Origin of the sequence: Actinomadura chokoriensis, assembly GCF_041463665.1 — a bacterium.
Taxonomy (GTDB): Bacteria; Actinomycetota; Actinomycetes; order Streptosporangiales; family Streptosporangiaceae; genus Spirillospora; species Spirillospora chokoriensis_A.
Window position 1 is genome coordinate 76,787 of sequence record NZ_JAXCEJ010000027.1, and the last position, 12,891, is coordinate 89,677.

8 protein-coding genes are annotated in these 12,891 nt (G+C 73.1%); 4 read left to right on the forward strand and 4 right to left on the reverse strand.

Features of this window, described 5'->3' with window-relative positions:
• Positions 1-5 precede the first annotated feature (5 nt).
• The gene (locus SM418_RS31815; RefSeq protein ID WP_371945048.1) at positions 6-1,268 is read right to left on the reverse strand and encodes an exo-alpha-sialidase; all 1,263 of its coding nucleotides are present in this window, start codon (positions 1,266-1,268) and stop codon (positions 6-8) included.
• A 10-nt stretch (positions 1,269-1,278) separates the two neighbouring features.
• The gene (locus SM418_RS31820; RefSeq protein ID WP_371945049.1) at positions 1,279-2,391 is read right to left on the reverse strand and encodes an alpha/beta hydrolase; all 1,113 of its coding nucleotides are present in this window, start codon (positions 2,389-2,391) and stop codon (positions 1,279-1,281) included.
• A 348-nt stretch (positions 2,392-2,739) separates the two neighbouring features.
• Here SM418_RS31820 and SM418_RS31825 point away from each other — a divergent pair, with 348 nt between their 5' ends.
• From SM418_RS31825 to SM418_RS31840, 4 genes are all read left to right on the forward strand, one after another.
• Positions 2,740-4,758, forward strand: a complete 2,019-nt coding sequence (locus tag SM418_RS31825) for a hypothetical protein (protein ID WP_371945050.1) — start codon at positions 2,740-2,742, stop codon at positions 4,756-4,758.
• A gap of 172 nt (positions 4,759-4,930) precedes the next feature.
• Positions 4,931-7,903, forward strand: a complete 2,973-nt coding sequence (locus tag SM418_RS31830) for a helicase HerA-like domain-containing protein (protein WP_371945051.1) — start codon at positions 4,931-4,933, stop codon at positions 7,901-7,903.
• A 74-nt stretch (positions 7,904-7,977) separates the two neighbouring features.
• Positions 7,978-9,855 (forward strand): AbeC-like domain-containing protein, encoded by a 1,878-nt coding sequence (locus SM418_RS31835; protein ID WP_371945053.1) that lies wholly within the window; start codon positions 7,978-7,980, stop codon positions 9,853-9,855.
• Positions 9,856-9,870: 15 nt separating this feature from the next.
• On the forward strand, positions 9,871-10,227 hold the full coding sequence (locus SM418_RS31840) for a DUF5955 family protein (RefSeq protein WP_371945055.1): 357 nt from the start codon (positions 9,871-9,873) through the stop codon (positions 10,225-10,227).
• Positions 10,228-10,263: 36 nt separating this feature from the next.
• Here SM418_RS31840 and SM418_RS31845 read toward each other — a convergent pair whose 3' ends face one another.
• Positions 10,264-11,094, reverse strand: a complete 831-nt coding sequence (locus tag SM418_RS31845) for a hypothetical protein (protein ID WP_371945056.1) — start codon at positions 11,092-11,094, stop codon at positions 10,264-10,266.
• 152 nt (positions 11,095-11,246) lie between these two features.
• Positions 11,247-12,848 carry a hypothetical protein gene (locus tag SM418_RS31850; RefSeq protein WP_371945058.1) on the reverse strand — a complete coding sequence of 534 codons (1,602 nt, stop codon included), beginning with the start codon at positions 12,846-12,848 and terminating at the stop codon, positions 11,247-11,249.
• Between the last annotated feature and the right edge of the window lie 43 nt (positions 12,849-12,891).

Genomic DNA, 12,891 nt, shown 5'->3' on the forward strand with positions numbered 1-12,891 from the left:
CCGCCCTAGCCGGTCTTGGGCGCGGACGGGGCGGGAGCCCATGAGGACGCGGCGATGTAGGCTCGGCACGTCCCGTCGTCGTCCCGTTTGGTGGCCGCCTCCAGGAGGCCCCTGCCGTCGCCCATCACGAGCAGCGACGAACTGTAGTTCGCGCAGACGAGGTCGGAGTGTTCTGGACGGGCCGGGAACGGGACGCGCACCGGTGCGGGCGCCTCTCGCCAGCTCCCTTCCCCGTCCGCCGTATTGACGAAGACGGTCGCACCGCTGGCCGCGCGTACCAACCGCCCTTCGGCGTCGCGGACGATCCCGCCGATGAGCAGGATCGTCCCTCGCGGACCGCCGCCGGGGGCCCAGGTGAGCGTGGGCGCGTGGTAGAGCTCGTGGCCGTCGGCGGTGCGCGCAGGGGTGCCGCGTCCCGCGGGGTCGCCCCACGTCCAGCCGTCGGTCGACCGGCGGTGGTACACCCGGCAGGATGCGGAAGGGCCGCACACCTCGTACACCATGAAGTACGTGCCGTCCGGCAGCCGCCGCACCACGGGCATACCGGGCCTGTCATGGCGGCCAGGGGCGACGATCACCCGGCCCGGCCCCCAGGTCGCGCCGCCGTCGGCGGACGCCGCCTCCACGATGACCTGGTCATGGCCGGGCCGGGTCTCGTCGGAGTAGTAGCAGACGAGCCGGCCCAGCCCGTCGATGGCCAGCTCCGGTTCCCACAGCCCCCGGTCCCAGGACGTCCCCTCCGCGGCGAGCGCGCAGCTCGACAGGTAGGACCAGCGCCGACCGCCGTCCACGCTGCGCCATACACGCAGTCCGGGACGGCGCCCCGGCGCGCGGTTCTTCATCCCGGCGGTGCCCGCCCACAGCAGCGTCCCGCCGGGTTGGGCGCCGAGCCGCCGGGGCAGTTCCAGCAGGCTGCCGCAGCAGGAACCGCGCCCTCCGGCGGCGGCCGGATCGAGGATCTCCGACAGCATCCGGAACGTGCGGCCCCCGTCCGCGCTCTCGTAGAAGCGGGCCATGTCGGTGACGCCGTCGCCCGAGGCGGTCATGACGCTGAGGACGATCCGGCCGTCCCGCAGCTCGACGAGCCTCGGGTACATCGCCTGGCGCCGGTCGACCTGCCGTTCGGCGAGGGACGCGAACACCGTCGCTTCCGGCCGCTCCACAAGGCCACCCCTCGCCGCGTCGCCCTTGGAACTCGTCCCGGTGGCCATGCAGCCGGTCAGTGCGAGCCCGGCGACGAGCAAGATGCCCGTGAACCGTCCTCGCATGAGGGGGCCCTCAGACGGTGAGGCCATGGCTCATCCAGCGCAGCACCTGCGGCAGGGCGCGCCTCCAGGTCTCGAAGTTGTGGCCGCCGCTGTCGAGGATGAGCGAGGACGCCCGCATCGGCGGCCTGACCAGGGAGAGGAACCGTTGGGTCTCGTCCTTGTTCTTCTCCCCGGTCCTGCTGGTCGTGACCAGCACGGAGATGGGCGGCTGCGGCCGGTGCCGCATCCGCCAGAAGAGGTCGTTCTCGTTGCGGACGGCCTGGCTGCCGCCGTACAGGTCGCCAGTCGTGATGTCCTTGATCGCCCCGTAGTAGCCGGAGAGGGACGCGGCCCTGGAGAACACATCGGAGTGCCTCATGGCGAGCTTGAGGGAGCAGTAGCCGCCCGTGGACAGTCCGAGCACGCCCCACCCTTGGCGGCCCTCGGCGACCCGGTAGGAATTGCGGACGGCCTCTGGCAAGTCCTGAGTGAAGAACGTCGCGGTCTGCGGACCATTGGGAATGTCCAGGCACTCGGTGTCGCGGCCCTTCACCATGGAGGGCCGCAGCATCACGTACACCATGGGCTGGATCCGGCCGCCCTTGACCTCGTCGCGTGCCGTCTGCGGAACCTTGACCTGCGTGATGAGGTTGCGCTGCGCCCCCGGATAGCCGCTGAAGACCACAGCGACCGGGAAACGCCGAGTACCGCCCTCTTGGAAGTACTGCGGGGGAAGGTAGACGTACCCCCGTGCGTGCAATCCGGACCGGGGGCCGCGGATGTCGACGGTGTCCAGCCTGCCATCGCGTTTCGCCGTTCCGCCGATGGACACCTCGGGCTTCCGCTGGACCAGCGTGGCCGTGACGCCGCCTCCACCGCGTTCCTGCTTCTGGACGACCCGTCCGCCGACGCCCGCGGCTCCGGCCAGTTCGCCCCACGTCCCGTAGAAGCCGAAGTGGCCGTTGACGACGACCAGTACCAACAGCGTGACCAGCGCCTGGCATAGGGCGAGGGCACCGAGCCGGGCGGCGACCATTCGGACTCCCGGCCCCGCGAGACGTCCCCAGCCCCATACGGTCGCCGCCAGTACGGCGACCACGGCGACGATCAGAAGGCACAGCAGCGGTCGGCCGGTCAACGACACGCGGGCTCCTCGTCTTCGTCCTGCGAGACGGACGACAGCGGACCATACCGCCCCCGTGGATCACGTCCCGTGTGCACCCGGCCCACGATGCGGGATCGGGCGGGCCGTCGAGGTGGACGAGGGTGGCCGGGTGTGGCCAGGTGGCTGGGGTGGTTGTCCGATCTTTGGGGCAGGTGGGCGTTGTGACCGGAATGTCGGGGCTGGGCGGGCATCTGGGGAGCTGTTCCGTTGAACGAGGCGCGGGGAGGTGGGAAGGTCTTTACCCTGGGTGTGTACGAAACCGAACCTGCAACCCCGAGGCGTTCCCTATAATCCCGCGACTCCCAGGGGTCTCTCGACGTGACGGACATGGCGAGCGGGTCCGCGATGGCGCGGCTGACACAGGCCGACCGCGTCCATGTGGGCTGGCGCTACGCGCAGGTGCACCCCGATCCGGGGCCGCCCCCGGACCCGCCAGAGCGGCCTGAACAGGCGCCGCTGCCGCCGCCCGCGCGGCGGCCCGGCGAGCACATGGCGGGCAGGCCGCTGCGGATCGCGGTCGGCGGCACGCTCGTGTTCGCCGTCCTGTTCCTGCTGTGCGGCGCGGTCGGGGTGATCCCGTGGGCCTTCGCAGGGGTGGCCCTGTTCGCGTGCCTGGTCGTCCTCGCCATCACGGGCGGCGGCCTGTGGCGGGACGAGCGGGGCGTCCGGGAGAGGCTCGCGCAGGAGCGGTACGAGGAGGAGCGGCGGAGCGCCGCCCGGGCGAGTGAGCGCGAGGCCGCCGAGAAGGCGTACGCCCAGGCGAGGGCCGAGTGGGAGCGCCGCCGGGCCGCCTACGAGAGCCAGCGCGAGTGGTATCCGGTCGCCGTCCCGCCCGGGGTCGACCGGGTCGACGTCGTGGGCGGGACGCTCGCGGGGTGGTCCGCGGCCGTCACGACCATGGGCGCGGCGCGGCTCGCGGTGGGCGCGCGGCTCACGGTCATCGATCTGTCGGAGGGGGCGGTCGCGCACGATCTGCTGCGCCTCGCGGCGGATCGCGGGGACGACCCGCTCGTGTGGGTGCTGCCCGCCGACCTGCCCCGGCTGGACGTCACGAGGGGCCTGAACCGTGAGGCCCTGGCCGACGTGCTGTCGCTGGTCGTCAGCGCGGGCGAGGAGGAGGGCGGCACCCGGGACCTGTCGTTCGACAACTCCATCCTGGAGCGGCTCATCGAGGTCCTCGGGCCGGACGCGACCATCCCGCGGATCACGGCGGCGCTGCGCGTCCTCGCCCAGGTGGGCGACCCGCGCGACGACCTGCGCAAGGGTCTGCTGACGGACGGGCAGCTCGAACGCATCGCCACCCTGTTCGGACGGGACGCCACCGACCGGATCGTCGTCCGGCGGGCGTGGGCGCTCGAGGCGCAGCTTCGCAAGCTGGAGAAACTCGCGACGGAGCCGGTCAGGCTGCCGCCGTCCAGGCTGCACGTCGTGTCGATGGACAGGCGGGCCGGCGTCCTCACCAACCGCATCCTGGGGACGTACGTCACCACCGCGCTCACCCACCGGATCCGCGAGTCGCCGCCCGGCGGGCGCTGGGACCACACCCTCTTCCTGTGCGGGGCCGAGAAGCTGCGCGGGGACGTCCTCGACCGGCTCATCGACGCGTGCGAGGCCACCGGGACGGGCCTCGTGCTCATGTACCGGTCGATCCCGAACCACGTCCGGGAGCGGCTCGGACGGCGCGGCCACGCCGCCGTCGGATTCATGCGGCTCGGCAACCCCGAGGACGCCCGCGTCGCCGCCGAGCACATCGGCGCCGGCCAGCCGCTCCTCATCGCCGAGATCACCGAAGCGGCGGGCGAGACGCTGTTCGACGTCGCGGGGGAGAGCTACGCCAGCACGGTCGCGTTCGCGCGGCCGCGCGGCGACGGCCTCACCGATCCGGTCTGGTCGCCGCTGCCCGCGCCCGCCGCCGACGACTCCGTCCTGGTGCAGGGCATCAGCTCCGCGACCGCATGGGGCCGGACGGTCGCCGACCGGCGGACCGACAAGCAGCGCTTCCGGGAACTGCTCGTGGGGCCACCGCAGTTGCAGGAGTTGCCGCCGACCGCGATGGTGTTCACGCATTCGGGCGCCACCGGCCGCAGCACCCTCCTCGTGGACGCCAACCCGGGCATCATCACGCTGCCGTCCGCCCACTCGATGGAGTTCGAGGAGTGCCTCCGCGAGCAGGAGTCGCTCGTCCAGCCCGAAGAGGACGTCCCTGCGAACCCCGAACCGGAACCGCCGGAGGTGCCCGCCCCCCGGCGAGCGCGCCACGCACTGCCCCGCGGCGCGTCCCGCCCGGTCCGGATCGTCCCGTCACGGAAAACCAACGGCAGGCACAAGGCCGACCCGCAACCGTGATCCTGACGCCGGGTGTCAGGATTGCTGGCGTCTCCCGGGCTCTTCCTGGAGGGCGGTGGCGTGGGGCGGGGTGGGGCGCGAGGATGCTGGGGTGACTTTGCCGCCTGGTTCGTCCGCTATGCCGCCCTATCGAGGGGGGACCGGTGTTCCGCCGGGTGGGCCGCCGCCCGGGATGCGGGGCGCGCCGCCGGAGCCGTTCGTGCTGCCGGGGCCCTGGTACCGGATCCAGGCGATACCGGCGCCGCAGCGGGACGCGTCCGCCGAGTGGGACTTCGTGAGCGTGCTGCCCGCCGCGTTGTCGGCGGCGCGGTCGCGCAGGCCGTTCGTCGTGGGGTGGTTGTCGGCGGGGGACGGGGCGCCGCTGGAGCTGATCACCAATGCGGGGCCGATCGGGACGCCGGTGCCGGGCGCGGAGACGCACGGGTTGCTGTTCCCGAGCGGGGCGCGCGGGGTTCCGATCGGGGACGGGTGGCTGCGGCAGGCGGAGCGGATGGCGTGGACGCGGTGTCCGGGCAGGATGGCTCCGCAGGGGGCCGGGGGAGGTCCCGGGCTGTTCGAGGCGACGCTCGTGACGTTGATGGAGCGGCCGTTCGGGTGGTTCGTGGTCGCCGAGCCGGGCGACGAGCGGTTGATCGACATCGAGATGCGGGAGCTGCACCACGAGCTGCGCATGCTGCGCAGGGGAGAGGACGAGAACGCGCGGCTCGCCGTCGCGCGGGCCGACCAGCGGCTCGCCGAGCTGGACGCGTTCCGCGAGGCGGGCCTGTGGCAGGTGCGGGTCGTGGCGGGTGCGGCGTCGCAGAACGAGCTGGGGCAGATCGCGCCGGTGCTCGTCGGGTCGATGGAGCTGGGGCACCATCCGTACCGGCTGAGGTCCGGGCACGGCAGCGGCTCGTTCGCCGAGATGTTGGGGCCCGGGGCGGAGCCCGTCCCGGCGCGTCCGATGGCGGAGTCGGAGCAGCGGTTCCCGTTCGTCGCGACGGCGGGCGCGCTGGCGGCGCTGGCCGGGCTGCCGCGGCGGGAGGTCCCCGGGCTGCGGGTGCTGGACGCCGGGTACTTCGACGTCACGTCCGAGACCACGCCGCAGGGCGGGGAGCCGCAGATCGAGCTGGGCGCCATCCTGGACGGGCAGGACCGGGAGGTCGGACGGTTCACCGTGCCGCGCTCGACCATCAACCGGCACGTGTTCGTGACGGGGGCGACGGGCGCGGGCAAGTCGCAGACCGTCCGGCATCTGCTGGAGCAGCTCACTCGCGCGGGCATCCCGTGGCTGGCGATCGAGCCGGCGAAGTCGGAGTACGCGGCGATGGCGGGCCGCATCCAGGATCTCGGCGGGCCGGTGACGGTCGTCAACCCGTCCGACCCGGACTCGGTGCCGCTGTCGGTGAACCCTCTCGCGCCCGAGCCCGGTTACCCGGTGCAGGCGCACATCGACATGGTTCGGGCGCTGTTCCAGGCCGCGTTCGACGCCGAGGAGCCGTTCCCGCAGATCATGGCGCAGGCCCTCCAGCGCGTCTACGAGAACAACGGGTGGGACGTGGTGACGGGCGGCGGCGTGCCCGGGTCGCTCATCGAGCCTGCGGTTCCGACGCTGGAGCAGTTGCAGAACGCGGCGCTCCAGGTCATCCAGGACGTCGGGTACGGGCGCGAGCTGATGGCCGACGTGCAGGGGTTCGTCGACGTCCGGCTGCGGTCGCTGCGCATCGGATCGGCGGGACGGTTCTTCGAGGGCGGGCACCCGGCCGACATCGGCGGCATGCTCCGCGACAACATCGTCCTCGCCATCGAGGACGTCGCGAACGACGAGGACAAGGCGTTCCTCATGGGGACGCTCATCATCCGCATCGTCGAGCACCTGCGGATGCGCGAGCGGAAGCGCGACCGGGCGACGGGTTCGGTGTTGCGGCACGTCATCGTCATCGAGGAGGCGCACCGCCTGCTGCGCAACCGCGGCCCGGAGCGCGGCAGTTCGCACGCGGTCGAGCTGTTCGCCGGGATGCTCGCCGAGATCCGCGCGTACGGCGAGGGCATCATCGTCGCCGAGCAGATCCCGACGAAGCTCGTCCCGGACGTCATCAAGAACACGGCGCTGAAGGTCGTGCACCGGCTGCCCGCCTACGACGACCGGCACCAGGTCGGCGCGGCGATGAACCTGGACGGCGACCAGTCCCGCGAGGTGGTGTCGCTGCGTCCGGGCGTCGCGGCGGTGTTCGCGGACGGCATGGACCGCCCGCTGCGGGTCCGGGTGCCGCTGGGCGAGGGACGGGAGGCCGAGCTGCCCGGCCCGCCGCCCCCCGTGGACGGACGCCGGTCCGCCGCCTGCGGTTGCGAGTGCCGTTCGGGACGCGCCTGCACGCTGTTCGAGCTGCGCGAGGCCGACCTCATCGCCGGCGGTCCCGACTGGGCGTGGCTGCGGCTGTGGGCCGACACGCTCGTGCTGGCGCACGTGGTGAACCGCCCGCTGCCCGCCGTGCCGTCGGAGCTCGGGCGCGCCTGGTCGCGGCTGTCTCCGCGGCTCCGCGAGTGCGCGCTGGCGACCGTCCTCGAACGGGCGGTGACGCGGCGGTCGCGGTCGTTGCGCGCCGCCTACCCGCCCGCCGAGCTGACCGCCGCCGTCGCCGGGGTCGCCGGACGGCTGCTCGGCGGCCTCGTCCCCGGCAACACGGTCGCCGCCGGCGCCGCCCCGGGCCCGCAGTGGATGATCCCGCAGCTCAAATGGCTGCACGAGCTCGACCGCCTGTTCCCGTACGGTGCCGAGGCTCCCGACAAGCACACTCTGGCGCCGCCGCTCGACTACCCGCTGCCCGGCCTCAAGCAGCCGCCGGACGCCAAGCTCGGCCACCGCCTGCGCGCCCTGCGCCGCCACCCGCTGTCGATGGAGCTGGAGCGCAACCGCCCCATCGCCCTCACCGCGCTCTACGGCGACGACGACCAGGCCGGGTTCTACCAGGACCTGTCCGTCGTCGCGATCGGGTTCGAGGAGGACGAGCAGGTCGAGCACGTCGCGGAGACGATGCGCGTCGCCGACTGGCTCGAACCCGTGCTGAGCTGGTTCGAGCGCTTCATCGACCCCTTCGCGGATCCGTCGAAGGGGCTGCCCTTTCTCGGCCGGCCCGGCGACCCCGAAGGACCCGCCGTGTCGTGACCAAGTGTGGCCAGAAGGTCACAACTCGGGGCTTTCTTTCAAATTCGCGTTGCGGGCTGGATATTTTCGTCGCCATGACCGTGGACGAGGAGGTTCCCGCCCCTCCGCAGCCCCCCGGCGCCGCGCCGTTCTTCCAGCATGTGCAGACGGCCGCGGAGACTTCGCGGCAGCCACTGCAGAACACCACCCGCTACCTGTGCGCCGCCGTCTACCTCGACCAGCGGATCTGCGACCAGGTCATCGGTGAGTTCCTCGACGACGAGAACCGCGCCGTCGTCCCGTCCTACGGGTTCGACGTGGAGCCGGTGCTCCTGCACGCGCTGCGGGCGCGCCGCTACCGGCTCGTCCGCGACCTGCTCCTTTGCGGGATCTGGCTGGGCGCGCTCATCTTCCTGCAGTTCCTCGCCGTCGGGTACTTCCTCGTCCTGCTGATCCTCGCCGGGCTCGCCGCGATCCCGTGGCGGCGGCTCTCCTGGACATGGCGGCTGGTCGCCGGCTGGGCGACGTTCGTCCTGTTCCCGTGGGCGGTCTTCGCCATCCTGTACGCCGTCGCGGGCGAGAAGTCGGTCGAGGAGTCTGGTTTCACCCCCTACGACCAGGAACAGAGCAAGGGAGTCCTGGAACTGCTCCAGACGGACCTGGCCGTCCTCAGCCTGATCATCCTCACCCTGGCGCTGTGTTCGGTGATCACCGGGCATCTCGCCGTCGTCTACGGCGTCCTCGCGCGGGAGCTGGCGCCGGGCGCCGCCGGGCCGGGGCCGCGCACGTTCAGCGAACGAGCGTCGCGGGTCCTCGCCCGGATCCGGTCCGCGCAGCGCGGCAACATCACGCTGCACTCGGGGACGAACCCGTTCATCGGCGCGGGCGACCTCACCTCGCCGTGGGCGCGCGCCTGGTCGATCGTGCTGGAGCTGGACCGTCCAGCCACCGGCCCGGTCGACCTCGCCAAGGACGGCACGGGCGAGCCGCCGCCCCGCGTCGATCCGATGATCATGCACCTGCGGGTGCGGGACCGGCTGCACGCCATGCGGGACGAGCGGCCGTCCGGCCAGGACGCGAGCGGCGCCGAACCCCTGCCGCTGAACGAGCGGATCACCGCGCTCCTCACCGGCATGCACATCGCCGGACGAGGAGAGAGCGTCCAGCGGAACCGTCCCGTCGACCCGGCGAACTCCATCACGATGCCCCCGCACCCGCTGGTGGACCCGGCGCACGGGTGCCCGTTCTCGATGGCCACGCCGGAGGCGGCCGAGGCGCTGATCCGGCATCCGCAGTCGCACATCCGCTGCTTCCAGCGGGTCACCGTCGGCGCCCACGGGCAGGCGGTCATCGGCCGGGACGGGCGCGTCGTCGCGCCCGCCGAGGAACAGGACATCTCCCTGACGGCCTTCGTGTACCTGGCCGTCGAGGGCAGGATGCTGTACGGGCACTTCGCGGCGACCGTCCTGCCGCCCGTCCGGCGGGAGTTCCGCGTCGTGGACCTGCTGCCCGCCTGGGGCACCGGAACGCTGGTGCTGCGCGCCATCGTGCACGGGCGGCGCGGGCTGTTCCGCGCGATGACGCTTCCCGGCGTCCGGACCGTCGCGACCTGCTGGGCGATGCTGCGCAGCCTGGTCGTGGCGACGGCCGCGCAGAGCTCCGCGCAGCGGATGCTGCACGACTTCGGCGCGCGGCTCAGCGTGCGGGAACTGTGCGCCGCCGACGCCTTCGACAGCTACGTCCAGGAGATGGACGCCGACAAGTACACGCGGCTGATCGAGTGGCGCGTCAACGAGGCGCTGCTCGACTACCTGGGCGACGAGTGCGGCCTCGACGTGTCACCGTACCGGGCACAGGCCGGCGTCATCATGAACGAGGGCGTGATCATGACGGGCGGGACCGTGAACGGGCAGGTCGCCGCGGGCGCGCGCGTCGACCAGCGGCAGGCCGGCGCCCGCCGCACCGACCCGTGACCATCTGGAGGCGGCATGAGCGAGCGCGGTGACCGGGGCATCAGGATCGGCGGCAACGCCAACGTGTCCGGGCAGGTCGCGTCGGGCGACAACGTCACGCAGAACCAGCAGATCAACGCCGGGCCGTCGAGCGAGGTCAGGGAGGCGCTCGCCCGGGTCGAGCGCCTGCTGGACGCGCATGCCGGCGATGTCGCGGAGCCGGCCAGGGCCCGCCGGGATCTCGTCGACGTCCGCGAGGAGGCCGAGTCCGGCGACCCGGACGCCGAACGCATGGCGGGCGCGCTCGAACGGCTCGGGCGGCGTGTGGCCGGTGTCGCGGCGCTCGCCGAGGCCGTGCACGGCCTCGCCGGCGCCCTCGGCGTGGGCGGCTGACGCGCCCTTCAGATCGGGCCCGTCAGATCGTGCCCGTCAGATGTCGCCCTCGCTGCGGGCCGGCAACCCGGCCTGCTCGGCGATCGGCGTCCAGTAGCCGATGAACTCGCTCTTGGCGCTGCTCGCCCGCTGGTTGACGTCGGCGACCTCCCCTTCGGACGGGCAGCCGGGCGCGGTGTCCAGGTAGCGCTGGTTCGACTCGGTCGACGCCTCCAGCGCGCGGACGAGCGCGTCCTTCATCTGGACGCCGTTGTCGAGCGCGCTCACCTCCAGCGTGCGCGCCCGCTCCAGCTGGCCCTTGCGCGCGTCGAGGATGCGCTGCAGGCCGCTCGCCGGGCAGCCGTCCGCGACGACCGACCCCAGGTCGGAGCGGGTGGAGCCCATCTCCTCCAGCAGTCCGTTCACGGCGCCGGCCTGCGTGCCGAGGTCGCCGGCGTCCTCGGTCTCGGACACGACGCCCTGGCTCGGCTGGTCGGACGGCTGCCCGGACGACTGCGCCGCGGCGGGCGGATTCCCGGAGGGGCTCGACCCGCTCGGCCAGAACACGATCGCGGCCGCCACCCCGATGAGGAGGACGGCGCCCGCCGCGCCCAGGAAGTACGGGAGCCTGCTCTTGCGCCGCGGCGCGGGCGGCTGCCAGATCGCCGGCTCGTCCCACGGCTCGCGGGACAGCGAGATCGACCGCTCCTCCGACGGCGGCATGGGGCTGGTGTAGTCGGCCGCGGACTCCCACGGGATCGGGCTCTGCTCGGCCCACGGCGGCGGGACGGGTCCATGGGGGCCGGGCGCCTCGCCGAACGGCTCGCGGAGCGTCTCGTCGCGGGCCGTCGCGCCGCCGTCCGGCGGCAGGGGCGCGTTGCACCGCATGCATGCGGGCGACGACGACGAGGTGTCGGTACCGCAGTTCGGACACCGCATGACGGCCCCCTGACCCGTGGATGCGAACCGTCACAAGATAACGCGCGACCCACCTGGTTCGTACAATTCGTCCCCGGTCGAGACCGGGCCGTAATCGGCCGTCAGACCCGCTTCCAGCTGCGCAGCGGCTGGCCCGTCTTCTTCGCGACCGGGTTCCACAGGACGACGAACTGCTTCTTCGCCGACGTCGCGCGCTGCTCGTGCACCGCACGTCCGGGCACCTGCGCCGCGCTCGGCTTCGGCTTGCCGCGGCAGCCGCTCTGGTTCGCCTGCGCCCACTGCAGCAGCACCTGGTCGACGCGCAGCGACGCCGTCAGCGCCTCGGACAGCGACCCGCGCAGGCGCTCCCCGTTGGCCAGCTTGTCGACCTTGAGGTTCGCGGTGCGCTGCAGCTGGTTCTGCCGGCGCTGCGCGACCGTCTGGAATCCCTGGATCGCCTGCGGCAGCGTCTTGCACTTGCCGGCCCGGCCGATCGCCCCGGCGAGGATCCGGCGGGTGGCGACGCTGTCGTTCAGGATCCCGTTCAGGGTCGCGGCCTGCTGCTTGGTCTCGGGCGGGATCGTCTTCTTCTGGGCGACCTGCGTGCTGGACGGCGAGGAACTCGGATGCGTGCCCGCGGACGGGTCGTCACCGGACGGCCACACGACGAACACCACCGCACCGGCCGCGATCGTGACGAGCGCGGCGACGGCGGCGATGAGCGGCTTGCTCGTCCCGCCGCTGCCCTTCGCCCCCTGGTGAGGGGGTGGGGGGTAGCCGCCGTATCCCGGGTCGGCCTGCCCCATCCCGCCCATGGGCGCCACACCGGGCTGGACCATCGTCCCCATCGGGGGAGGACCCATCGGAGCGCCCATTTGAGCGCCCAGCGGGAGACCCGGATCCATCCGCGTCTGGTCGAGGTCTCCACCGAATCCCTGGACGCCGGGATTCATGGGACCCATGGGATTCATCGCCCCGGGGGCGATCTGCGTCGCATCGGCGTCCGGTATGCCGGTAGGCGGCGCCGGCGGCTGGGCGCCGCCGCCCTGCCGCCCCCACACCTGGGTGGCGTCCGCGTCCGCACTCTCGGGCCTGCGCGGCTGCGCGAACCACGACTCCGGGACGATCGACTCGGCCGGCTCGGGCTGGTCGGCGAGGTTGAACGGGTTCGCCCCGGCGCCCCCGGCCGGGGGCAGCGCGGGCTGGTCGTTCGCGGGCAGCGCCGGCTGCCCGGTGCCCCAGGCGGGCGCCGGCGGCGGGACGGTGCCGTAGCCGCCCGATTCCTCGTCGGGGTTGAAGGTCCAGGCCGCGGTGTCATCGGGGTCGACGGACGGCAGCGGGGAGGCGGACGCGGGCGTCACCGCCGACGGCTCCACCGGCGACCGCGGCTGCGCCGGCGGCTCCAGGGCGGTCCGCGGCTGCGGAGTCGGCGGCTCGGGCATCGGCGGCTGGGGCATCGGTGGTTGGGGCGCCGACGGCTGGGGCGGCATCGCGAAGTCCGGCATCGCGGGCGGCTGCGCGCTCGCGGCCCAGGCGGGCTGGGGCGGCGGCACCATCATCGTCTGGTCGCCGAGCCCGTCGGCACTGCCGGGCGGGGCCGCGTCCGTGACCGGTGCGCCCAGCGGAAGGGCGGGCCCGACCGAGTACACGTCGATCGGCGCCGCGCAGTGCGAACACTTGCCGAGCGTCCCGGGCGTGTCATTACCGCACGTCGGACACTGCATCGCTCAGACCTCGCCTTATCGCCGCTTGCCACGCTTGCGGTCC

What these genes read in the sequence shown, in the direction of transcription:
- SM418_RS31815 (WP_371945048.1), bottom strand. Translation starts at nt 1,268, where the DNA reads ATGCGAGGACGGTTCACGGGCATCTTGCTCGTCGCCGGGCTCGCACTG.
- SM418_RS31825 (WP_371945050.1), top strand. Translation starts at nt 2,740, where the DNA reads ATGGCGAGCGGGTCCGCGATGGCGCGGCTGACACAGGCCGACCGCGTC.
- SM418_RS31830 (WP_371945051.1), top strand. Translation starts at nt 4,931, where the DNA reads ATGCGGGGCGCGCCGCCGGAGCCGTTCGTGCTGCCGGGGCCCTGGTAC.
- SM418_RS31835 (WP_371945053.1), top strand. Translation starts at nt 7,978, where the DNA reads ATGACCGTGGACGAGGAGGTTCCCGCCCCTCCGCAGCCCCCCGGCGCC.
- SM418_RS31840 (WP_371945055.1), top strand. Translation starts at nt 9,871, where the DNA reads ATGAGCGAGCGCGGTGACCGGGGCATCAGGATCGGCGGCAACGCCAAC.
- SM418_RS31845 (WP_371945056.1), bottom strand. Translation starts at nt 11,094, where the DNA reads ATGCGGTGCAACGCGCCCCTGCCGCCGGACGGCGGCGCGACGGCCCGC.
- SM418_RS31850 (WP_371945058.1), bottom strand. Translation starts at nt 12,848, where the DNA reads ATGCAGTGTCCGACGTGCGGTAATGACACGCCCGGGACGCTCGGCAAG.